General features: G+C 57.6%; 18 protein-coding genes. 6 read left to right on the top strand and 12 right to left on the bottom strand.

Translation table 11 applies throughout. The annotated features are described in order from the left end of the window. The first annotated feature begins 89 nt into the window (after window positions 1-89). The 3 genes from EGK14_RS02230 to EGK14_RS02220 all read left to right on the top strand — a co-directional run bounded on the left by EGK14_RS02230 (window position 90) and on the right by EGK14_RS02220 (window position 1,980). Window positions 90-1,088: an aminopeptidase gene (locus EGK14_RS02230; RefSeq protein WP_125287435.1), complete on the top strand. Its 999-nt coding sequence runs from the start codon at window positions 90-92 to the stop codon at window positions 1,086-1,088. Window positions 1,089-1,096: 8 nt separating this feature from the next. Then, entirely contained in the window at window positions 1,097-1,381 is a 285-nt protein-coding gene (locus tag EGK14_RS02225; RefSeq protein ID WP_125287434.1) for a YciI family protein, read from the top strand. Window positions 1,382-1,530: 149 nt separating this feature from the next. Further along, the gene (locus tag EGK14_RS02220) at window positions 1,531-1,980 is read left to right on the top strand and encodes a hypothetical protein (RefSeq protein WP_125287433.1); all 450 of its coding nucleotides are present in this window, start codon (window positions 1,531-1,533) and stop codon (window positions 1,978-1,980) included. Window positions 1,981-2,404: 424 nt separating this feature from the next. Here EGK14_RS02220 and cysH read toward each other — a convergent pair whose 3' ends face one another. From cysH to cysJ, 3 genes are all read right to left on the bottom strand, one after another. Continuing rightward, on the bottom strand, window positions 2,405-3,136 hold the full coding sequence (gene cysH / locus EGK14_RS02215; RefSeq protein ID WP_125287432.1) for a phosphoadenosine phosphosulfate reductase: 732 nt from the start codon (window positions 3,134-3,136) through the stop codon (window positions 2,405-2,407). Between the two features lie 12 nt (window positions 3,137-3,148). Next, window positions 3,149-4,858 (bottom strand): assimilatory sulfite reductase (NADPH) hemoprotein subunit, encoded by a 1,710-nt coding sequence (gene cysI, locus EGK14_RS02210; RefSeq protein ID WP_125287431.1) that lies wholly within the window; start codon window positions 4,856-4,858, stop codon window positions 3,149-3,151. 66 nt (window positions 4,859-4,924) lie between these two features. Continuing rightward, window positions 4,925-6,730, bottom strand: a complete 1,806-nt coding sequence (gene cysJ / locus EGK14_RS02205; RefSeq protein ID WP_125287430.1) for an NADPH-dependent assimilatory sulfite reductase flavoprotein subunit — start codon at window positions 6,728-6,730, stop codon at window positions 4,925-4,927. 305 nt (window positions 6,731-7,035) lie between these two features. Here cysJ and queD point away from each other — a divergent pair, with 305 nt between their 5' ends. Further along, window positions 7,036-7,395 (top strand): 6-carboxytetrahydropterin synthase QueD, encoded by a 360-nt coding sequence (gene queD, locus EGK14_RS02200; protein WP_125287429.1) that lies wholly within the window; start codon window positions 7,036-7,038, stop codon window positions 7,393-7,395. Window positions 7,396-7,480: 85 nt separating this feature from the next. Here the strand turns inward: queD and queE are convergent, their stop codons facing one another. Further along, window positions 7,481-8,152 (bottom strand): 7-carboxy-7-deazaguanine synthase QueE, encoded by a 672-nt coding sequence (gene queE, locus EGK14_RS02195; RefSeq protein WP_125287428.1) that lies wholly within the window; start codon window positions 8,150-8,152, stop codon window positions 7,481-7,483. 136 nt (window positions 8,153-8,288) lie between these two features. Here queE and EGK14_RS02190 point away from each other — a divergent pair, with 136 nt between their 5' ends. After that, entirely contained in the window at window positions 8,289-9,293 is a 1,005-nt protein-coding gene (locus tag EGK14_RS02190; protein WP_125287427.1) for a hypothetical protein, read from the top strand. Between the two features lie 93 nt (window positions 9,294-9,386). Here the strand turns inward: EGK14_RS02190 and eno are convergent, their stop codons facing one another. From eno to rlmD, 5 genes are all read right to left on the bottom strand, one after another. Continuing rightward, window positions 9,387-10,682 (bottom strand): phosphopyruvate hydratase, encoded by a 1,296-nt coding sequence (eno, locus tag EGK14_RS02185; protein ID WP_125287426.1) that lies wholly within the window; start codon window positions 10,680-10,682, stop codon window positions 9,387-9,389. 202 nt (window positions 10,683-10,884) lie between these two features. Then, the gene (gene pyrG, locus EGK14_RS02180) at window positions 10,885-12,522 is read right to left on the bottom strand and encodes a glutamine hydrolyzing CTP synthase (RefSeq protein ID WP_125287425.1); all 1,638 of its coding nucleotides are present in this window, start codon (window positions 12,520-12,522) and stop codon (window positions 10,885-10,887) included. A gap of 326 nt (window positions 12,523-12,848) precedes the next feature. Next, on the bottom strand, window positions 12,849-13,631 hold the full coding sequence (gene mazG / locus EGK14_RS02175; protein ID WP_125287424.1) for a nucleoside triphosphate pyrophosphohydrolase: 783 nt from the start codon (window positions 13,629-13,631) through the stop codon (window positions 12,849-12,851). Between the two features lie 223 nt (window positions 13,632-13,854). After that, window positions 13,855-16,083 (bottom strand): GTP diphosphokinase, encoded by a 2,229-nt coding sequence (gene relA / locus EGK14_RS02170; protein WP_125287423.1) that lies wholly within the window; start codon window positions 16,081-16,083, stop codon window positions 13,855-13,857. 27 nt (window positions 16,084-16,110) lie between these two features. Continuing rightward, window positions 16,111-17,427 (bottom strand): 23S rRNA (uracil(1939)-C(5))-methyltransferase RlmD, encoded by a 1,317-nt coding sequence (rlmD, locus tag EGK14_RS02165; RefSeq protein ID WP_125287422.1) that lies wholly within the window; start codon window positions 17,425-17,427, stop codon window positions 16,111-16,113. A gap of 86 nt (window positions 17,428-17,513) precedes the next feature. Between rlmD and barA the strand changes: the two genes are divergently transcribed. Next, on the top strand, window positions 17,514-20,255 hold the full coding sequence (barA, locus tag EGK14_RS02160; RefSeq protein ID WP_125287421.1) for a two-component sensor histidine kinase BarA: 2,742 nt from the start codon (window positions 17,514-17,516) through the stop codon (window positions 20,253-20,255). Window positions 20,256-20,425: 170 nt separating this feature from the next. On the opposite strand, the gene EGK14_RS02155 is transcribed toward barA, so the two are convergent. The 3 genes from EGK14_RS02155 to garL all read right to left on the bottom strand — a co-directional run bounded on the left by EGK14_RS02155 (window position 20,426) and on the right by garL (window position 23,308). After that, complete coding sequence (locus EGK14_RS02155; protein ID WP_125287420.1) at window positions 20,426-21,568, bottom strand: glycerate kinase; 1,143 nt, start codon at window positions 21,566-21,568, stop codon at window positions 20,426-20,428. A gap of 66 nt (window positions 21,569-21,634) precedes the next feature. After that, the gene (gene garR, locus EGK14_RS02150; protein ID WP_125287419.1) at window positions 21,635-22,516 is read right to left on the bottom strand and encodes a 2-hydroxy-3-oxopropionate reductase; all 882 of its coding nucleotides are present in this window, start codon (window positions 22,514-22,516) and stop codon (window positions 21,635-21,637) included. A gap of 21 nt (window positions 22,517-22,537) precedes the next feature. Further along, window positions 22,538-23,308 (bottom strand): 2-dehydro-3-deoxyglucarate aldolase, encoded by a 771-nt coding sequence (gene garL / locus EGK14_RS02145; RefSeq protein ID WP_125287418.1) that lies wholly within the window; start codon window positions 23,306-23,308, stop codon window positions 22,538-22,540. Window positions 23,309-23,323 lie beyond the last annotated feature (15 nt).

Here is a 23,323-nt window from a genome sequence, read left to right as displayed (position 1 = left end):
TGTAATTGTGCGGAGCCCGTCACACTTTCATACTGGGACAGCAAAATATTTTCGCTGTACCAAGACAGGATGACGATTAAGGACATGAGATGTTTTCCCGACTTTGCCTGAGCGCCCTGCTGGCGCTGGGCGTGCTTTCCCCGCTTCACGCCGCGACCACTGAAGGTCAGCTTGCCGAACAGCAGCTGCGCCATATCGCGACTTACTTTCCAGGGCGTATGGCTGGCAGTCCTGCCGAGATGTTAAACGCCGACTATCTGCAACAGCAGTTTCAGCAGTGGGGCTATGAAAGCAATAAAAGAGATTTTACGGCCCGCTATCGCTATAAGTCACTGGATGGCCGCGTTAGCGATCGCAGCGCCATTGCGACATCGGTTATCGCCGCCCGCGCAGGCGAGGTGCCGCAGCAGATAGTTATTCTGGCGCAGGCCGATACCTGGCTGCCGTTAAGCGACAGCGATCGGCAAAAAAATCGCGGCGGCCTGACTTTACAGGGCGTGGACGATAACGCTTCCGGGGTGGCGGTGATGCTGGAGCTGGCGGAGCGTTTACAATCGACACCGCTGCACTACAGCCTGCGCTTTGTGGCGCTGAGCGGTTCAATGCTGCATGGCGAAGAGGATTACCTCGCCCGCATGAAGCCGGAAGAGAAAAAGAACACGCTGCTGGTGATCAAACTAAACGATCTGCTCGTGGGTAACCGGCTCTGGTTTAACAGCGGCACCAACACGCCCGAACCGGTGGCGCGGCAGACGCGCGATCGGGCGCTGGTGCTGGCACGCTCGGCGCATATTTCTGCCGCCACGCTGGGCAAAGCGGTGAAAAATGAACCGGCGGTAGAGACGTTTGATAAGGCAGGCATTCCGTTGTTGAGCGTTCGCGCCGCCAACTGGGATAAAAAAGGCCACCGGGTGCATACCAGCAACGCGCATTTTCCGCAGGGAAGCTGTCAGCAGCAGGCCAGCTGCGATAATCTTGCCTGGATCGATCGCTGGCTGCCTGGCCGCATCACGCACCGCACGCGCGACAGCGTGAAAATCCTGCTGCCGCTGATCCGCGAGTTAGCCAATCCTCAACCTGAAGCTTAAGGAAGCCCATGTACATTGTCAGTCTGACCTATAACCGCCCGATGCCGGAAGTGGAAGCGGCGCTGGATGCGCATATCGCCTGGCTGGATACTTACTTTGCCGACGGCACCTTTATTGCCGCCGGACGTAAAGATCCGCGTACCGGCGGCGTGATCCTGATTAAGGATATCGATCGCGCCCGGCTGGATCGTATTCTGGCAGAGGATGCTTTTCAGAAGGTGGCGGATTACGAGGTCACTAAAGTGAACGTCACGCGCGGCTCGGCGGACTTTTCTGCGCTGGTGGGACTGTAGGTATTCAGGAATAAATCAGGGCTGACTCGCATAATAAAGCTTTTGTCATCCCTGATGGAGGCTTTGCTCAGCGAGGTATTGTTAGCATAAATAAATTAGCCCACGGTACCCTCACAGTGGTGATTAAATCGCCAATTAAGGAGGGCTCTATGAAATATCATCCACCTGAAACGAAACAGCTAACGCCGGAGCAGCGCAAGTTATATCTTAAAATTCAGGCTGAAGAAAATGCTGAAGAGAAACGTTATGCGTCCGATCCTGTCTTGCTGAAACAGGCAGAGGCATATCACAGAGAGCTGGTGCGTATAGTTGAAGAGCGTGCTCAGCCCAAATTTTTACTGCCCACCTGGAAGGTCAACCAGAGCGTAGCTTCCGGCCATCATGCCATTGATGCGAGCGTTGACTATTCAGACATGCTGGATCCAGCTTCCGCCAGTAAAGGATCTAACCAGTCCGTTCGTGTTCACACCCGCAATAAAAAAGCTTCAATTGCTGTTGATGCCGCTCTCGCGGCCAGCAAGAATAATAAAAATTCTGCAAGGGAAAGTCAGAAAAATGGCTGCAACAAGGGTAGTAATAACCCCAATATCGAAAATTGACATCGTATTAGCGCCACAGTTTGAACACGGCGACCACAAGCAAATTTCAGGTACACCAGCTGAAGCAGCCAACGATATATTTGTACGGTTCCTGGCTTATAGCGAAAGGCATACGCCATACTTTCGGGCATCAGCGCCGGGAAATAATCTTACCTCAAGGATCCTTGCTCCCCTCTGAGCAAAAAGTCATGTTATGCGGCGAACTACCTTACCAGGTTCAGCGTCCGTCAGACAGTCTGTCCGCAGCAGTGATAAACCTACGTAAGCTTTTGCAGTACCAAACCTGTAGAAAACTGCTGGATCTCTGCTTCAGCGGCGCCAAAGAAAACTATCGCTGGGTATGGATGTGTAATAAAGACAAGGACTGGCGGGCTGTAATAATTTATTTGTTATAAGGGCGGAAGATAACCTCCGCCCTTTAACGTTATTCGTGCAGGCCACACTCGCGTTTCAGGCCGAAAAAGCGCGTTTCTTCCTCCGCCATACCCGGCTCCCACTTCCGCGTGGTGTGCGTATCGCCAACCGACAGATAGCCCTGATCCCATAGCGGATGATAGCCCAGGCCGTGCTCCTTCAGATACTGATAAACCTGCCGGTTGTCCCAGTCGATAATCGGCAGCACTTTAAACACGCCACGCTGAATAGCCAGCACCGGCAGATGGGCGCGGCTGCTGGACTGATCGCGACGCAGACCGGCAAACCACGTCTGCGCGTGCAGCGTTTCCAGCGCGCGGTTCATCGGCTCCACTTTGTTGATCTCGTTGTAGCGTTCGATGCCTTCCACGCCCTGCTCCCACAGCTTGCCGTAGCGCGCTTCCTGCCACGCCGCGCTCTGTTCGGCGCGGAATACCTTCAGGTTCAGGCCGAGCTTATCGGTGAGCTCGTCGATAAACCGGTAGGTTTCCGGGAACAGATAGCCGGTATCGGTCAGGATCACCGGAATATCCGGCTTCGCCTGGGTCACCAGATGCAGACTCACTGCCGCCTGGATGCCAAAGCTGGAAGAAAGCACCGCTTCGCCGGGCAGATTTTCCAGCGCCCAAATGACGCGATCCTGCGCCGGCAGCTTTTCCAGTTTGGTGTTGATTTCCGCCAGCGCCATTACGCGTTCGACTTTGGGTAATGCATTCAGTGCCGAGAGATCGAGTACAGCCATTTCGCGCCTCCGTTATGCCCAAAAATCGCGAGCCGGATCGAGAACAGGTTCCACCACGCCAGCGCGGATAGTGAAATCGCCAAAGCCTTCGTCCGCTTCGCGTTCTTTTGACCAGCGACCCAACAGATGATCGAGGGTAGTTAAAATTTCATCTTCGGTGATGTTCTCACGATACATACGCGGGATGCGCGTGCCGATGCGGTTGCCGCCCAGATGCAGGTTATAGCGCCCCGGGGCTTTTCCGACCAGGCCGACTTCGGCCAGCAGCGCGCGGCCGCAGCCGTTAGGGCAGCCGGTCACGCGCAGGACGATATGCTCATCGCCCACGCCGTGCGCCGTCATCAGCTCTTCCACGCGGGTCACGAACGACGGCAGGAAACGTTCGGCTTCCGCCATCGCCAGCGGACAGGTCGGAAACGCCACGCAGGCCATGGAGTTTTCGCGCTGTGCGGTGACGTTTTCCATCAGGCCGTGCTCGCGGGCCAGCGCCTCGATCGCCGGCTTGTGTGCTTCCGGCACGCCCGCCACAATCAGGTTCTGGTTGGCGGTCAGGCGGAAGTCGCCTTTGTGCACCTTCGCGATTTCGGCCAGGCCGGTTTTCAGCGGCCGGCCCGGATAGTCCAGCAGGCGGCCGTTCTCAATAAACAGCGTCAGATGCCAGTTGTTATCAATCCCTTTAACCCAGCCGAAACGGTCGCCGCGCGTGGTGAATTCATAAGGGCGGATCGGCTCGAAGGTCAGGCCGGCGCGGCGCTCCACTTCCTGCTTAAAGGTTTCCACGCCCACGCGCTCCAGCGTGTACTTGGTTTTGGCATTTTTACGATCGGTTCGGTTGCCCCAGTCGCGCTGCGTGGTGACGACCGCTTCCGCAACGTCGAGGATTTTTTCGACCGGCAGATAGCCAAACTCGCTGGCGGTACGCGCATAGGTCGCTTTGTTGCCGTGATCGATGGATAGTCCGCCGCCCACCAGCAGGTTAAAGCCGACCAGCCTGCCGTTCTCGGCAATGGCGATAAAGTTAAGATCGTTAGCGTGCAGATCCACATCGTTATGCGGCGGCACCACTACGGTGGTTTTAAACTTACGCGGCAGATAAGTTTCGCCCAGGATCGGTTCTTTATCCGTGGTGGCGACCTTTTCCTGATCCAGCCAGATTTCCGCATAGGCGCGGGTCTGCGGCAGCAGGTGCTCGGAGAGTTTTTTCGCCCATTCGTAGGCTTCCTGATGCAGTTCGGATTCTATCGGGTTCGAGGTGCACAGCACGTTACGGTTCACATCGTTCGCCGTTGCCAGCGCATCCAGGCCAACTTCGCTCAGCATCTGGTGAGCAGGTTTGACGTTGCCCTTCAGGATGCCGTGAAACTGGAAGGTCTGGCGGTTGGTCAGACGAATGCTGCCGTAAATCGTGTTGTCCGCCGCGAACTTATCGATAGCCAGCCACTGCGTCGGCGTAATAATGCCGCCCGGCAGACGACAGCGCAGCATCATCGCGTGACGCGGCTCCAGCTTCTGCTCGGCGCGCTCGGCGCGAATATCGCGGTCGTCCTGCTGGTACATGCCGTGAAAGCGGATCAGCAGAAAGTTGTCGCCGGTGAAACCGCCGGTCAGGCCGTTGTCTAAATCTTCCGCGATGGTGCCGCGCAGATAGTTGCTCTCTTTTTTCAGGCGCTCGGCGTCGGTCAGCTTGCCTTCAACCACCAACGGACGTTTTTCATTGCTCATAAGGCTGTCTCTTTAAATTCGTAAATGCCGCAGACGTCACGCCCACGGGAATGCGCTGTACATCGATTAGTAGACGTCGCGCTGATAGCGGCGTTCGATACGCAGCTCGCTTAAGAATTCGTCGGCGCTTTCCGTATCCATACCGCCATGCTCCGCCACCACATCCAGCAGGGCCTGCTCCACATCCTTCGCCATACGGTTGGCGTCGCCGCACACGTAGATATGCGCGCCTTCCTGGATCCAGCGCCACACTTCCGCCCCTTTGGCGCGAATCTTGTCCTGAACGTAAACTTTTTGCTGCTGATCGCGCGACCACGCCAGATCGATATTGGTCAGCAGGCCGTCTTTCACGTAGCGCTGCCATTCGACCTGGTACAGGAAGTCTTCGGTAAAGTGCGGATTGCCGAAAAAGAGCCAGTTTTTGCCTTCCGCGCCGTCGTTATCGCGCTGCTGCATAAAGGCGCGGAACGGCGCGATGCCGGTGCCCGGCCCAATCATAATGACCGGCGTTTCGCTATTGGTCGGCAGGCGGAAGTTATCGTTATGTTCGATAAAGACGCGGACTTCGCCGTCTTCTTCCAGCCGATCCGCCAGGAAGCTGGAAGCGCCGCCCGCACGGGGGCGGCCATTGATGTCATAGCGCACCGCGCCGACGGTAATGTGCACTTCGCTTTCGCTCTCCGCCTGCGAAGAGGCGATAGAATAAAGACGGGGCGTCAGCGGACGCAGCAGCGCCGTCAGCTGTTCGGCGCGCAGCTCAATCGGGGCCTGACGCACCATATCCACAATCGGCGTCGTTTGCGCATAGTGCTGCAAACGACTCTTATCGCCGACCAGGGCCAGCAGATTTTCATCGCGGCTAAGCTTGCCGTACTGCTCGACGATTTGCGTGGTGTTAACCGTCAGCTCGAAATGTTTTTGCAACGCTTCGCTGAGCGACAGGCTGGCGCCGTTGACCTCTACGGGCTCACTGCCGTTCAGCCACAGTAGCCCGACCAGCTCCTGCACCAGCGCGGGATCGTTTTCATACCAGACGCCCAGCGCGTCGCCCGGCTGATAGCGCAGCCCGGAATCGCCCAGGTCGATTTCAATATGGCGCACGTCTTTGTCGGAGTTGCGGCCGGTGATCTTCTGATTAACGGCCAGGCTGGCGGTCAGCGGCTCTTCTTTCGTATAAGGGCTGCTGAGCACTTCGTTAACCGTGCCGGTAGCGGTGACTGCCGCTGCGGCCGGCGATTCGCCGGGCACGCGCGCTTTCAGGATCTCTACAATCTTTTTCCGCCACTGTTCCGCTTCGGCCGCATATTCGACATCGGCATCCACACGATCCAGCAGGCGTTCGCCGCCCAGCTCGCCCAGCTTGTTATCGAAATCCTTGCCGGCCTGGCTGAAGAATTCATAAGAGGTATCGCCCAGACCAAAGACCGCGAAAGCGGTGTCAGCCAGCTTCGGCGCTTTCTTTGACATCAGAAACTTATGCAGCGCCACGGCTTCTTCCGGCGGCTCCCCCTCGCCCTGCGTGGAGGTAATCACGACCAGCAGCTTCTCCTGCGCGATCTGCTTGAACTTATAGTCGCCCGCGTTGACCAGGTTCACGTTCAGCTTAGCCGCCAGCAGATCGTCGCGCAGCTGCTCGGCGACGCGGCGGGCGTTGCCGGTCTGCGAGGCGGAAAGCAGCGTAATGGTTGGCGCGTCGACCGGCGCTGGCGCACCGGCGGTTACCGCGCCCGGTGCCTGATTGACCATGCCCCAGAAGTAGCCCGAGAGCCAGGCCAGCTGCGTGGTAGAAAAATCGCCGGTTGCCGCCTGAAGGCGGGAAAGCTGTTCCGGGTTAAGCGGAAGCAGAGAAGCAGGAGGTGCCTGAGTCGTCATTGCGTTGAAAGTTCCAGTATCGGTGGTCAGGGCCGTAAAGACAGCAAGATAACGTTAGGGTAACGACTGGCATAATAACCCTTAAAGAAGGGTTGGTAATATAAAATAACCAAAATGACTAAACGGTTTTACAAGTAAGCGATAACGGCGAAACAGGTTAATTAACTTATTGTTTATTATGAACTTAGCCAGAAGGCGCTTTTGTCGCGGGCCAGGATGTGCGGATTGGCCGGGAAACGAGTGCGAAAAAAGGCTTTTTCAGGTAGACTTCGCCCGTTTTTTTGAGAAATAACCGAGACTGTCATATGGCTACCACGCTGTTTAAAGATTTCCAATTCGAGGCGGCTCACCACCTGCCCAACGTGCCGGAAGGCCATAAATGCGGTCGCCTGCACGGGCACTCTTTCCTGGTGCGGCTCGAAATCACCGGCGAAGTGGACGCGCATACCGGCTGGGTCATGGATTTTGCCGAACTGAAGGCGGCCTTCAGGCCGCTTTACGACAGGCTGGATCACTATTATCTGAACGAGATCCCAGGGCTGGAAAACCCGACCAGCGAAGTGCTGGCAAAATGGATCTGGGATCGGATGAAGCCGACGCTGCCTTTGCTCAGCGCCGTGATGATCAAAGAGACCTGCACGGCGGGCTGCGTTTACAAAGGCTGATGCTCTGGCGGCTGACGTCGCCGAAGCCTATGGATAACAATGACAGGGATTAACTAAAAAGGCGGCCTCGGTGCCGCCTTTTTTATCAGGCGATATTCAGATACTTGTGCGTCTGCATTGACAGGCGCCAGTTGCGCGCGATGCAGGTTTCAATGCAAAGTTTGGTCGCGTCGTCTTTCTGGCTGATCGGCTGTAGAGCAATGATACGCGGCTTGCTGTCGCTCAGCGTCGTCAGCAGGGCGTCCAGCGCCTCTACGTCACGCTGACGGGCTACCGGATGCTTCACTTCATCAGCGCGAACCAGCGCCTGGTTCAGCACATCATAGCCGCCGCGCATATTGACCTTAGGTGAAACGGTAACCCAGGTTTTTTCGCTGCACTGCACCCGATGCGTGCCGCTGGTTTCAATCTGGCAGCTGAAACCCTGCTGCTCCAGCGCTTCGGTCAGCGGCGTCAGGTCGTGAATGCAGGGCTCGCCGCCGGTGATCACCACGTGCCGCGCCGTCCAGCCGTGACGGGTAATCACCGCCAGTAACGCATCCGCGTCCGCCGCGCCCCACGCATCGGTTTCCACCGTCTTCAGCAAGATGTCGCCCAGCGAGGTTTCCCGATCGGCCAGCTTATCCCAGGTGTGTTTGGTATCACACCAGCTGCAGCCCACCGGGCATCCCTGCAGGCGGATAAAAATTGCCGGAACGCCGGTATAAAACCCTTCGCCCTGCAACGTCTGGAACATTTCATTAATCGGGTACTGCATCACGCTCTCAATTGACTGTAAAAATAAGGGCGCAAAGTATGACAGATAGCGGCTTTTTAACCAAATCACATTGTGCGGGGGAACCCGGCAACTTTTTATCCCACCTAACCTCATCACTCTTTTCTGAGGTAACCCTATGAACATGCCGATCGGCAGTTTACTGAATCGCGTACTGATGAATGCCGGCAGCGAGGCGTCGGGCGCGTTCCAGCCGCCTCAGCAGCAGGCCGGCGCGCAGGCCGCGCGCACGGGCAGCATCAGCTTTGGCTCGCCCGCGACCAGCAATCTGCCGGAGCTGAGTAAACGTGGACAGGATGATGCGGGCAACTCTTCGTTTAATCAGTTTATGCAGCAGATTGGCAAACTGTTACAGACGGCGCTGTCCGCTATCGATTCGCTGGCGCAGCAGGTGAATAAGGCACACGCTTCGCCCGAACGCCTCAGCGCCGCCTCGCCAGCGGTCGCTAATAGCTCTTCGACCACGCCCTTAGCCAGCGGTACCGCCGCGCCGCCGCAGACCACAACGACCGCAAACGCCGACGTTACGGCTGCCTCATCCACCAGCAGCAGCCGGGCGGTAAACAGCAATACAGCGCTCGATCCTGCCAAAAACAGCCTGACGTTTGAAAATAAAGGCGACAAACCCATGACCATCGCCTTTACGCCCAACGCCGACGGCAGCGCAAAGCCTGACGATCTCACTTTGCAACCGGGCGAAACCAAAACGCAAAACTTTGATGCCAACTGGTCGGGCAATTTCCGCAGCACGGCGGGCGACGGAGCTAACGCGACGCTGGGCGAGGTGAAATTTGACGGCGGCAGCGGACAGACCTATTACGACGTCAGCTATATCGAAGGCAATAACGCGGCCATGACCATAGGCCCCGCGAAGGGCGACGGCAGGGTTTCCGGGACGCTGGACGATCTGGTTGCTAATGCGCCCGACGGCATCAAAGCGAAAGACGCGGACGGCAACGTTTATGGCCTGAAAAAATCCACGACTTCAAACCAGCAGGACGCGGCGGTAGTGGATTATTACCGGCAGCACGTGGCCGCCGACAAGGGCTACGTTATCCCTTCCGACGATGCGAGCACCCTGGGCAGCAGCACGAAAAACCTGAAGGTGGAGCTGAAAGGCTAAGCGTTACGGCCGGTAAATAGCCAATAAAAAAAGCCCCGTCCAGAGACGGGGCTTTCAGATCTTCCCGACCTTTAAGGCCGGGAAAACGTCAGCTTACTGACCTTTAACTTCTTTCAGACCGTTGAACGGCGCACGGCTGCCCAGCGACTCTTCGATACGGATCAGCTGGTTATACTTGGCAACACGGTCAGAACGGCTCATAGAACCGGTTTTGATCTGGCCCGCTGCGGTACCTACTGCCAGGTCGGCAATAGTCGCGTCTTCGGTTTCGCCTGAACGGTGAGAAATGACCGCGGTATAGCCCGCGTCTTTCGCCATTTTGATTGCAGCCAGGGTTTCGGTCAGTGAACCGATCTGGTTGAATTTGATCAGAATGGAGTTAGCGATGCCTTTCTCGATACCTTCTTTCAGGATTTTGGTGTTGGTCACGAACAGATCGTCGCCCACCAGCTGGATTTTGTCGCCCAGCACTTTGGTCTGGTAGGCAAAGCCGTCCCAGTCGGACTCGTCCAGGCCGTCTTCGATAGAGACGATTGGGTACTGTTTGGTCAGATCGGACAGGAAGTGTGTGAACTCTTCGGAAGTGAAGGCTTTGTTGCCTTCGCCAGCCAGCACATATTTGCCGTCTTTGTAGAATTCAGAGGCCGCACAGTCCATCGCCAGCGTGATGTCTTTGCCCAGCTCGTAGCCTGCTGCTTTTACCGCTTCCGCGATAACGGCCAGCGCTTCGGCGTTGGAGCCCAGGTTTGGCGCATAGCCGCCTTCGTCGCCTACCGCGGTGCCCATGCCTTTAGACTTCAGCACTTTTGCCAGGGTGTGGAACACTTCAGAACCCATGCGGATCGCTTCTTTCAGCGTTTTCGCGCCTACCGGCTGGATCATGAATTCCTGAATGTCGACGTTGTTGTCGGCGTGCTCACCGCCGTTGATGATGTTCATCATCGGCAGCGGCATAGAGAATTTGCCCGGCGTGCCGTTCAGCTCAGCGATGTGCTCATACAGCGGCATGCCTTTAGCGGCAGCAGCAGCTTTAGCCGCAGCCAGAGAAACGGCCAGAATGGCGTTAGCGCCAAATTTGGATTTGTTTTCGGTGCCGTCAAGATCGATCATGATCTTGTCGATGTTTGCCTGGTCTTTGGCATCTTTGCCGGTTACCGCGTCAGCGATTGGGCCGTTAACGGCCGCAACGGCTTTGGTCACGCCTTTACCCAGGAAACGAGATTTGTCACCGTCACGCAGTTCCAGCGCTTCACGGGAACCGGTAGAAGCGCCTGATGGTGCGGCCGCCATACCGACAAAACCGCCTTCCAGATGCACTTCTGCTTCAACGGTCGGGTTGCCACGAGAGTCGATGATTTCGCGACCGATGACTTTAACGATTTTGGACATTAGTTTTTCCTCAGTACAAGTTAACTTAAAACTCAGACAAACAACGCGCGAAATAATTCTTATCTTTCGAGCTGGAGCGGTGCTGACTGCCTTCCTCCCCCAGTCACTTACTAAAGTAAGCTGCCGGGGAGCTACTCGATGGCCACCTTGCTTCAGCTCAACCTCTGGCAAGTATAAATTCGCGCGCTGCCATGAAAACTACTTATTTCGCCAAACGCTTCTGGTGCTCGCTGGCTGCTTTAACGAAGCCGGCGAAGAGTGGATGACCGTCACGCGGCGTTGAGGTGAATTCCGGATGGAACTGACACGCAACAAACCACGGATGGTTCGGGATCTCAACGATCTCGACCAGCTGATCGTCACCAGAACGACCGGCAACGCGTAATCCGGCCGCTTCAATCTGCTTTAACAGCATATTGTTGACTTCGTAGCGGTGGCGATGGCGTTCAACAATGGTGTCGGAGCCATACAGCTGGCGTACCAGGCTGTCCGGCGTCAGCTGACACTGCTGGCTGCCCAGGCGCATGGTGCCGCCCAGATCGCTCTTCTCAGAACGCACTTCAACGTTGCCCTCTTCGTCGCGCCATTCGGTGATCAGCGCCACGACCGGGTACTTACAGTCTGGCACAAATTCCGTTGAGTTCGCATCCGCCATACCGGCTACGTTACGCGCGAACTCCATTAGCGCGACCTGCATCCCCAGACAGATGCCCAGGTAAGGAATATTGTTTTCACGCGCGTAGCGAGCGGTCATCAGCTTGCCTTCCACGCCACGGTAGCCGAAGCCGCCAGGGATCAGGATAGCATCCAAATCTTTCAGAATTTCTACGCCTCGGCTTTCCACATCCTGCGAATCGATCAGCTTGATGTTGACCGTTACGCGGTTTTTCAGGCCGCCGTGCTTCAGCGCTTCAATCACCGACTTATAGGCATCCGGCAGCTCGACATATTTGCCGACCATCCCGATAGTGACTTCGCCGCCCGGATTGGCTTCTTCATAGATAACCTGTTCCCATTCGGCCAGGTTCGCTTCCGGTGCGTTCAGGTTGAAGCGCTTGCAGATATAGTCATCCAGGCCCTGCGATTTCAGCATACCCGGAATTTTATAGATAGAATCAACGTCTTTCAGCGAAATAACCGCTTTTTCCGGCACGTTACAGAACAGCGCAATTTTTGCCCGCTCGTTGGCAGGCACGGCGCGGTCTGAACGGCAGATCAGCACGTCCGGCTGGATGCCGATAGAGAGCAGTTCTTTCACCGAGTGCTGGGTTGGCTTGGTTTTGACTTCACCCGCCGCTGCCATATAAGGCACCAGCGTCAGGTGCATGTACATGGTGTGCTCACGGCCAACGTCGACCGCCATCTGGCGGATCGCTTCAAGGAACGGCAGGGATTCGATGTCGCCGACGGTGCCGCCGATTTCCACCAGTACCACGTCGTGACCTTCGCCACCTTCGATGATGCGTTCTTTAATGGCGTTGGTAATGTGCGGGATCACCTGAATGGTCGCGCCCAGATAGTCGCCGCGACGCTCTTTGCGCAGCACTTCCGAGTAGATACGGCCAGTGGTGAAGTTGTTGCGGCGGCTCATTTTAGTGCGAATGAAGCGCTCATAGTGGCCCAGATCGAGATCCGTTTCCGCACCGTCATCGGTGACGAAGACTTCGCCGTGCTGAGTAGGGCTCATGGTCCCCGGATCCACGTTGATATACGGGTCCAGCTTCATGATGGTCACATTAAGACCACGTGCTTCAAGAATGGCGGCCAGGGAGGCTGCGGCAATGCCTTTACCCAGAGAGGATACGACCCCGCCGGTCACAAAAATATAGTTCGTTGTCATGCTGAACCTGAGAAAGTAGGTTTAAAGACGATGGAATAACCAGGACGGGAAAACAGTATACGGGATTCCCCTGCATGCCACAATTAATCGTTTCCGGTTATGTGCCAACCATCGTATTGACCGTCACGAGAGTACCCGATTCCCGTCGCGCTGAAGTTGATTGCGATCACACTTTTGTTGAATCGAGTCAGCGAGTTATTCACCAAAAGGGAATAATCAGGCCGCTGCCGACATAGCGAAGCGGAGAAAATAAAAAAGGCACGCTGGCCCGCCGCGCAGGACCAGCTAGCGGGCGGGAGAAACAGACTTTCCCCGTTCAGGCGCTGCTATTCCTTCGCCTTCACCTGCTGCCAGGCGGCCTCCATTTGCTCCAGCGTGGAGTCCTGCATTGGTAATCCCTGTGCGGCGATAATTTCTTCTACCTGACGGAAGCGGCGCTCGAATTTATCATTGGCTTTTTGCAGCGCCGTTTCCGCTTTGCTGCCCAGATGGCGCGAGAGATTGACCGTGGCAAACAGCAGATCGCCAATCTCCTCTTCCAGCTTCTCCTGGTCGATGACCGCCTGTTTGGCTTCGTGCATCACTTCGTCAATTTCTTCGTAAACCTTGTCCAGCACCGGGCCAAGCGTATGCCAGTCAAAGCCGACGTTGCTGCAACGCTTCTGGATTTTATGCGCGCGCATCAGCGCAGGCAGCGCGCGTGGAATATCGTCCAGCGCCGAGTGCTGTGCTTTACCGGCACGTTCCTGGGTTTTGATCGCTTCCCAGTTCGCCAGCACTTCCTTGCTGTCGCGCACCTGCGCGTCACCAAAGATATGCGGATGACGACGCTCCAGCTTGTCGCTGATGGTCTGGCAAACGGCATCAAAGTCAAAGCGCCCTTCTTCCTGCGCCATCTGCGCGTAGAACACCACCTGAAACAGCAGATCGCCCAGCTCGCCCTGCAGGTCGTCAAAATCTTCGCGGCTGATGGCGTCCAGCACTTCATAGGTTTCTTCAAGAGTGTAAGGCGCGATGCTGGCAAAGGTCTGCTCACGATCCCACGGGCAGCCAGCTAGCGGATCGCGCAGGGTTTTCATGATGCCCAGCAGGCGATCGATAGCGTTCATAACGGAGTCCATTTGTAAGGAAGAAAAAAATGACTATACGGCATAGCAAGGCAAAATTCATGCGGGGAAAGGAATAAAGCTTCGGTCATCGGCAGGCCGCCTGCGCCCGGCCAGCGCGCTATCCCTTGTCAGGAACAAACGCGGCCAGCGCGCACAAGGACGGTCAGGCAGCAGGCTTGCCGGGTCGTCGCCTGAGCAAGCCTGCCCATCCGGGCGTAGGGCATTAATGCAGCCTTCTGGCGTCAATGATATCCGGCACCTGGTTCAGCCTGGCCAGCACGCGGCCCAGCACCTGCTGATTGTAAATTTCGATATCCATATCGATAGTCGCCACCTGCTTTTTGGTATCGCTCCTGCTGGAGACGCCCAGCACGTTGACCTTCTCGTTGGCGAGAATTGTCGTGATGTCGCGCAGCAGGCCGCTACGATCGTTGGCGGTGACGCGCACCACCAGCGAGTAGCCGCTGGAGTAGCTTTCGCCCCACACCGCATCGACAATCCTTTCCGGCGCGTGCGACATCAGCTCGGTCAGCTGATCGCAGTCGGCGCGGTGGATAGAGATGCCGCGTCCCTGGGTGATAAAACCGGTGATATCGTCGCCGGGGATCGGCTGGCAGCAGCGGGCGATATGGTGCATCAGGTTGCCGACGCCCTCGACCACCACCCGACCGCTCTCTTTGCTGCGCGGCACGGAGGATTTCAGCGTCAGCTGGCGCAACGCCTCGCGATCTTCTTCTTCCGCGCTCGGCTTGTTCAGCTTCGATTGCAGGAAGTTGCTCATCTGGTTCAGGCGAATATCGCCGCCGCCGATAGCGGCCAGCAGCTCGTCCAGCGAGTTGACGTTATAGCGCGGCAGCAGCAGCTTTTCCGCCTCTTTCAGGCTGATATCCAGGTGATCCAGCTCGTTATCGAGGATCTGCTTGCCCGCAACGATATTTTTATCGCGATCCTGCTTACGGAACCAGGCATGAATTTTTGACCGCCCACGGCTGGTGGTGACGTAGCCCAGGTTAGGGTTCAGCCAGTCGCGGCTTGGGTTTGGCTGCTTTTGGGTGATGATGTCGATTTGATCGCCCATCTGCAGCTGATAGGTAAAGGGCACGATGCGGCCGCCGATTTTCGCGCCGATACAGCGATGGCCGATATCGCTGTGGATATGGTAAGCAAAGTCCAGCGGCGTGGAGCCGGCGGGCAGATCCACCACGTCGCCTTTAGGCGTAAACACATAGACGCGATCGTCAAAGACCTGGCTACGTACCTCGTCCAGCATTTCGCCGGAGTCCGCCATCTCTTCCTGCCAGGCGATCAGCTTACGCAGCCAGGCGATACGCTCTTCGTGCCCCGACGCGCCGCGCGCGCTGCCGGTAGTGCCGCCTTCTTTGTACTTCCAGTGTGCGGCCACGCCCAGCTCGGCGTCCTCATGCATCTGTCGCGTGCGGATCTGGATCTCAACGGTTTTGCCCTTCGGCCCCAGCACCACGGTATGAATCGACTGATAGCCGTTCGGCTTGGGATTGGCGACGTAGTCGTCAAATTCGCTGGGCAGATGGCGATAAAGCGTATGCACTATCCCTAATGCGCCGTAGCAGTCCTGTAAACGTTCGGCGACGATGCGCACGGCGCGCACGTCAAACAGCTCGTCGAACGCCAGCGATTTTTTCTGCATCTTGCGCCAGATGCTGTAGATATGTTTCGGGCGGCCGTACACTTCCGCTTTGACGCCCTGCCTGACGATCTCGTCACGCAGCGACTGCACGAAAGTGTCGATATACTGCTCGCGGTCGATGCGGCGCTCGTGCAGCAGTTTGGCGATGCGTTTGTATTCATCCGGGTGCAGATAGCGGAAGCAGAAATCCTCCAGCTCCCATTTAAGCTGGCCTATCCCTAAACGGTTAGCGAGCGGCGCATAGATATTGGTGCACTCTTTGGCGGCAAGCACACGCTCGTCTTCCGGCGCGTCCTTTACCTCGCGCAGATGGGCGATACGCTCGGCCAGCTTGATTACCACGCAGCGGAAATCTTCCACCATCGCCAGCAGCATGCGCCTGACGTTATCGACCTGCTCCGAGGCCATTGAGTCGTTGTGGGTCGCTTTCAGCTGGCGGATAGCATCCATATCCCGTACGCCGTGCACCAGCGAGACGATGGCTTTGCCGTACTTTTCTTCCAGCACCTCTTCGGACACCACGCCCGCGTCCGCGAGGGGAAAAAGCAGCGCGGCGCGCAGGCTTTCGCTGTCCATGCTGAGCATGGAGAGGATCTCCACCATTTCGACGCCGCGCCAGAGCAGGAGCGCCGCATCGGGATGATGGCGGGTGGCTTCTTCGCAATAGCGCCAGGTATCGGCCAGTCGTTCGCATGACTGGGGATTCGCGATCCCCAAACTGGTGATCCACTGGTCGAGCGCAAACTCACCGGCCGTATTCAGATGTGCACTTCTTACCGCAACCATATCCTCTCCAAACCTCCTTCCGGGAAGCTATTTTCGGCTGAATAACACCATGGATTCGACGTGCCCGGTATGCGGAAACATATCAAGCAGGGTAATCCTTTCTGGTCGATAGCCGGCAGCCAGGAAAATCTGGCTGTCCCGGGCAAGTGTAGTCGGATTACAGGAAACATAGACCACGCTTTCCGGCGCAAGTTTAATAATGTGAGGGATCGCTTCTGCCGCGCCAGCGCGTGCCGGATCCAGCAGCACCTTATTAAAACCTTCCGCCGCCCAGGGCTGCGCCGCCACATCTTCTTCCAAATTATGCTGATAAAATGCAATGTTATTCAGATTATTCAGGCCCGCATTATACGCACCCTTTGCCACTAATGCTGCAACCCCCTCCACACCGGTGACTTTTTCCACCCGCTTTCCTGAAGGAAGCGTAAAGTTTCCCATGCCGCAGAACAAATCCAGCAGGCGGTCGCCAGGCTGTAAATCCAGCCAGGCCATCGCCTGAGCCACCATCTGCTGATTCAGCTCGCCGTTGACCTGAATAAAGTCGCGCGGGCTGAACGTCAGCCTCAGGCCATCAAGCTGATAGAACGGCATCTCGCCAGCGATCTGCTCCAGCGTTTCACTGTCCGGCGCCAGGAAAAGCGCGACCTGCTGGCTATGCGAAAACTGTTCCAGTTTCTCTTTGTCTGCCGCGCTGAGCGGATCGAGATGGCGCAGCACCAGCAGCGGGCCGTTGTCCGCCAGTACCAGCTCGGCATGGCCCAGCCTTCTTACCGCTTGCAGGCTGCTTAATACCTGGTGCAACGGCTGCAGCAGTGCATCAAGTTCGGGCTTCAAAACGGGGCATTGCGTAATGGCGACCAGCTCGCTGGAGCCAGCCTGACGAAAGCCCATTTGCAGCGTCTGGCTGCGCGCATGATAGTGCAGGCCCAGACGAGCGCGGCGGCGGTAGCCGTACGCGCTGCCGGCAATAATATTTCCCACCGCCACCGGCTCGCCAATTTGCTGGCTCAGCAGGCGAGACAGCGCTTTGGCCTTGCTGCGCTGCTGTAGCTCGGGCGAAGCATGCTGCTGCTGGCAGCCGCCGCAGCGGCCAAAGTAAGGACAGGCTGGCGCAACCCGTTCCGGGCTGGTCGACAGAAGCCGTTTTGTCCTGGCCCGCGCCCAGCTGCGTTTCTCCTCCACGATTTCTACTTCCGCCTGTTCGCCGGGCAGCGCGCCGCTGACAAACAGCGTTTTGCCGTGATGGTGCGCCACGCCCTGGCCGGAACCGTCAAGGTCAGTAACCGTCACGGTCATGATCTGGCGGGTCGTCACGCGCCGTTTTGCAGAGTAGAATTGCGCCATTACTTTTGTCTCGACAGTGGTTAAACCCGCGTAGCCTACACCAGCATCAGGATTAATTCGACTGGCGACGGCGCCACAGGATAATTATGACCAAATACAGCCTGCGGGCACGAATGATGATCTTGATTCTGGCGCCTACGCTGATGATTGGGCTGCTGCTGAGCACGTTTTTTATCGTGCATCGCTATAACGAACTGCAGCGCCAGCTGGTGGATGCCGGCATCAATATTATCGAACCGCTGGCGGTTTCCAGCGAGTACGGCATGACGTTCCACAGCAAAGAGTCGGTGCGGCAGCTGGTCAGCCTGCTCCACCGTCACCATTCCGATATCGTGCGCGCCATTACCGTTTTCGACGCGCAGAATCAGCTTTTTGTCACGTCCAACTATCACGCCAGCGCCGACAAGCTGCGTCTGCCGGCAGACGCGACCTTCTCTACCCCCTTCAGCTATCAGCGGCTGGGCAATTCGGTCATTCTACGCACGCCCATTTTATCGGAAAGCTATTATCCCGATGAATCGCCGGTTGAGGACGCCAAACCCAACGGCAATCCGCTGGGCTATGTCGCCATCGAACTGGATCTCCAGTCGGTGCGCCTACAGCAATATAAAGAGATCTTTGTTTCCACCCTGCTGTTACTGCTGTGCCTTTGTCTGGCCATGCTGTTCGCATATCGTCTGATGCGCGACGTCACCGGCCCGATCCGCGATATGGTCAATACCGTCGATCGCATTCGACGCGGCCAGCTGGACAGCCGCGTTACGGGCCATATGCTCGGCGAGCTGGATATGCTGAAAAACGGCATCAACTCGATGGCGATGTCGCTGACCGCCTATCACGAAGAAATGCAGCAAAATATCGATCAGGCGACGTCCGATCTGCGCGAAACCCTGGAACAGATGGAGATCCAGAACGTCGAGCTGGATCTGGCTAAAAAACGCGCTCAGGAGGCCGCGCGGATTAAGTCGGAGTTCCTGGCGAACATGTCGCACGAGCTGCGCACGCCGCTCAACGGCGTGATTGGCTTTACCCGCCAGACGCTGAAAACGCCGCTGAATATTACGCAGCGCGACTATCTGCATACCATTGAGCGTTCGGCCAATAATCTGCTGAGCATCATTAACGACGTGCTGGATTTCTCCAAGCTGGAGACGGGCAAGCTGGTGCTGGAAACCATCCCGTTCCCGCTGCGCGCCACCCTGGATGAAGTCGTCGTCCTGCTGGCGCCGTCCGCGCATGAAAAAGGGCTGGAGCTGACGCTGAGCATTCAGCCCGACGTGCCCGACAACACCATCGGCGATCCGCTGCGCCTACAGCAAATCATCGTCAATCTGTTGGGCAACGCGATTAAGTTTACCGAACACGGCAACATTGATATCTGCATTGAGAAACGCTCCCAAAGCAACAACCGCGTCGATCTGGAGGTGCAGATCCATGACACCGGCATCGGCATTGCCGAAAAGCAGCAGTCGCAGCTGTTCCAGGCTTTTCGCCAGGCCGACGCCAGTATTTCCCGACGGCATGGCGGCACCGGGCTGGGGCTGGTGATTACGCAAAAGCTGGTTAACGAAATGGGCGGCGAGATCTCTTTTCACAGCCGGCTGAATCAGGGCTCCACCTTCTGGTTCCACGTCAATCTGGCGCTGAACCCGAATGCCGCTCAGGATCCACGTGCCGTAGCCTGTCTGGAAGGCAAAACGCTGGCTTATATAGAGGCGAATCCGGCCGCCGCGCAGGCCACGCTGGCGCTGCTGACCAGCACGCCGCTGGCCGTCAGCTATAGCCCAACGCTTGCCGGACTGCCGCAGGCACACTACGACACGCTGCTGATTGGTTTGCCGGTCAGCCAGGAACCTTCCCGGCAGCTGCCCTGGCAGGCGCTGCCCGCGCTGGAACGCGCGGATAACGTGATTATGGCCCTGCCTTGCCAGATGCAGACCTGGGCGGAAGAGCTGAAAGATAAGGGCGTCAGCGCCTGCCTGCTGAAGCCGGTTTCGCTGTCGCGGCTGCTGCCGGTGCTGCTCGATCACCATACCCGTGAGGAAAACGATCTGCCCGAACGCCACAAGCTGCCGCTGACGGTGATGGCCGTCGATGACAATCCGGCGAATCTGAAGCTGATCGGCGCTCTGCTGGAGGAACAGGTCGAACGGGTGGTGCTGTGCGACAGCGCGATGATGGCGATCCAGCAGGCGAAAACCCAGCCGCTGGACGTTATTCTGATGGATATTCAGATGCCGGAAATTGACGGTATTCGCGCCAGCGAGCTGATCCGCGCGCTGCCCGCGCACGCCTCTACGCCTATTGTCGCCGTAACGGCACACACGCTGGATCGGGAAAAGGCGCAGCTGATTAAGGCGGGCATGAACGATTATCTGGCCAAGCCCATTGACGAGGCCAGGCTGGAAAACCTGCTGCTGCGCTATGCGCCACATCAAGCGCAGCCTCTTGCCGCACCGGCCGCGCTTTCCGTCTCTCTGGACTGGGATCTGGCGCTGCGTCAGGCGGCCAACAAGCCCGATCTGGCGCGCGATCTGCTGCAAATGCTGGTGGATTTTCTGCCTGAAGTGCAGAAACAGGTTGAAAGCCATATGGCGGAAGGCGATGTCGGCGCGCTGCGCGATATCATTCATAAACTGCACGGCAGCGCCAGCTACAGCGGCGTTCCCCGTATGAAACAGCTGTGCCAGCAGCTGGAGCAAAGCCTGCGCGGCGGCGTGCCTGTTGCCGATGTCGAGCCAGAGCTGTTTGAACTGCTGGACGAGATGCAAAACGTGGCCCGGCTGGCGCAGGAAAAGCTAACGAGGGAAGCGGGTAAGGGACGCTGAGGCCAGGCGTCGCGCCAGTGAGAAATGCACAACGGCCCGGCGTATGAGGAAAACCAGCGGAGCAGCAGGCCGATGTAAAGCGCTTATTACATCCCAATCCTTATTGGCTATCAGACTGGATTGGGCGCGCTTGCCCATCCGGTCACGGCAAACAAAGTGTTGTGAACGAGTCAGGACAGTTTCTGGCCAATCGCCAGCGCGGCGGCGATATTGCGCGCCGTCATGCGTACGTTATCCGCCGCATTTTCCAGCGCGTCGTCCAGCGTACAAATGCTGTAAATAACGCTGAATACCGCATCCAGACCGTGCTGATGCACGACCGCGACATCTTTGGTCAGGCTGCCCGCAATGCCGATAACCGGTTTGTTATAGCGTTTGGCGACTTGCGCCACCCCGATCGGCACTTTGCCGTGAATGGTCTGACTGTCAATGCGCCCTTCGCCGGTGATCACCAGCGTAGCGTCCCGCACCAGCTCGTCCAGCCCCAGCGCTTCGGTCACGATTTCGATGCCACGCCGCAGTTCCGCGCCGCAAAAAGCGTGCAGCGCCACGCCCATCCCGCCTGCCGCGCCGCCACCGGGGATCGACAGCACGTCGATATCCAGATCCCGCCGGATAATCTGTGCATAGTGCGCCAGCGCGTTATCAAGCTGTTCCACCAGCTCCGGCGTGGCTCCTTTCTGCGGGCCGAAAACGGCGGAAGCACCCTCTTCACCCAGCAGCGGATTAGTGACGTCGCAGGCAACCTCAAAACGGCAGTTTTTGATACGCGCATCCAGTTCGCTGATGTCTATCGTCGCCAGATCGTTAAGCCTGCCGCCGCCTGAACCAATTTGCCTGCCCTCGCTGTCGAGCAGTTTTGCGCCCAGCGCCTGCACCATACCCGCGCCACCGTCATTGGTTGCGCTACCGCCGATGCCGATAATAAAACGATGCACGCCCTTATCCAGCGCGCTGCGGATCAGCTCGCCGGTGCCGAAGGAGGTGGTGATCAGCGGATCGCGCCGCGCCGCAGGCACCAGTTCCAGCCCGCTGGCCGCCGCCATTTCGATATAGGCGCAGCTGTCGTCACCGGAAAGACCGTAAAACGCGTCGACCTCTTCGCCCAGCGGGCCGGTAACGCGCAGGCGTACGGTTTTCCCGCCCGTCGCCGCCACCATCGCCTCGACCGTGCCTTCACCGCCGTCCGCGGCGGGCAGTTTGACATACTGAGCTTCGGGGAATATTTCCCTGAATCCCTGCTCGATTTGCGTGGCGACCTGCTGAGCCGACAGGCTTTCTTTATACGAATCCGGTGCGATTACTATTTTCATACATTAATCCGTGCGCGGGGCCAGGAGTGCAGGTTCCGGCCTGGATCAGCAGGCCGGACTACGGGACTATTTGATTTCGACTTTCGCCAGTTTTTCGTAATAGCAGGCCAGCGCGCTGTGATCGGCCGTGCCCAGCCCGTCAGCTTTCAGCGCCTGCATCATTTCCATTACCGCCGCCGTGAGCGGCAGCTGCGCGCCTACCCCGTGCGACGTATCCAGAGCGTTAGCCAGATCTTTAATATGCAGATCGATACGAAAACCCGGCTTGAAGTTACGGCTCATCACCATTGGCGCTTTGGCATCCAGCACCGTGCTGCCCGCCAGGCCGCCGCGTATCGCCTGGTAGACCAGATCCGGGTTGACGCCCGCCTTGGTCGCCAGCGTCAGCGCTTCCGCCATCGCCGCAATATTCAGCGCGACAATCACCTGGTTAGCCAGCTTGGTCACGTTGCCCGCGCCAATCTCGCCGGTGTGAACCACCGAGCCAGCCATCGCTTTCATAATATCGTAGCACTTATCGAACAGCTCTTTGTCGCCGCCGACCATAACTGAAAGCGTGCCGTCAATGGCTTTAGGTTCGCCACCGCTGACCGGCGCATCCAGCAGCGCGACGCTTTTTTTCGCCAGCGCTTCATGAATTTCACGGCTCGCCAGCGGCGCGATGGAGCTCATGTCGATCACGATAGTGCCCGCCTTCGCGCCTTCGATTACGCCGCCTTCGCCCAGCAGAACTTCTTTCACGTGCGGCGAGTTGGGCAGCATGGTGATGATCACGTCGCTTTGTTCCGCTATTGCTTTGGCGGAATCCGCGGACGTCGCGCCCAGCGCAACCAGCTCCGCCACGCTTTCCGCATTGTGATCGCGCACCACCAGCGAGTAGCCGGCCTTAATTAAGTTTTTGCTCATGGGTTTGCCCATGATACCCAGACCTATAAATCCGATTTTCATCTTTGTCTCCTGAACAGTGGGTTATTTTTTAAAGCGATCGCACAGGGCCTGCGTGGCACCGCGGAACACGCCTAAATCGCTGCCTACCGCAACAAAACCGGCGCCCCATTCCAGATAGCGTCGGGCATCGGCCTCCACCGGCGCCAGAATGCCGCTCGGCTTGCCGGCCGCTTTGGCGCGTTCAAAGAGATATTTGATCACCTTCAGCACTTCCGGATGGGCGGGCTGCCCCAGGTAGCCCAGCGCGGCCGAGAGATCGCCCGGCCCGACAAAAATGCCGTCCACGCCGTCTACCGCCGCGATAGCATCAATGTTATCCACGCCCTGCTGCGTTTCGATCTGCACCATTACGGTGATGTTGTCGTTGATGATGGTGTTGTACTGCGGCACGGTGCCGTACATATTGCTGCGGTGCGAAACCGATACGCCGCGAATGCCCATCGGCGGATAGCGAGTGGACGCCACCGCGCGCATCGCTTCCGCTTCCGTCTCGACAAACGGGATCAGGAAGTTGGAAAAACCGATATCCAGCAGGCGCTTGATGATGACCGGCTCGTTGGTTGGCGGCCGCACCACCGGCGCGCTGACGCTGCCCTTCAGCGCCATCAGCTGCGGAATAAAAGTGGTGATGTCGTTCGGCGCGTGTTCGCCATCCAGTACCAGCCAGTCGAAGCCTGCCAGCCCTAATACTTCCGTGGTCAGCGGGTTAGCCAGCGCGCACCAGCTGCCGATTAAGGTTTCGCCTGCCAGCAGGCGCTGACGAAAGCTGTTCGGCGTATTTACGTAGCTCATCGGTTTCTCCAGAAA

The organism is Erwinia sp. 198 (genome assembly GCF_003937915.1).
Lineage (GTDB): Bacteria > Pseudomonadota > Gammaproteobacteria > Enterobacterales > Enterobacteriaceae > Erwinia > Erwinia aeris.
This window is presented reverse-complemented; position numbering and strand designations above follow the sequence as displayed.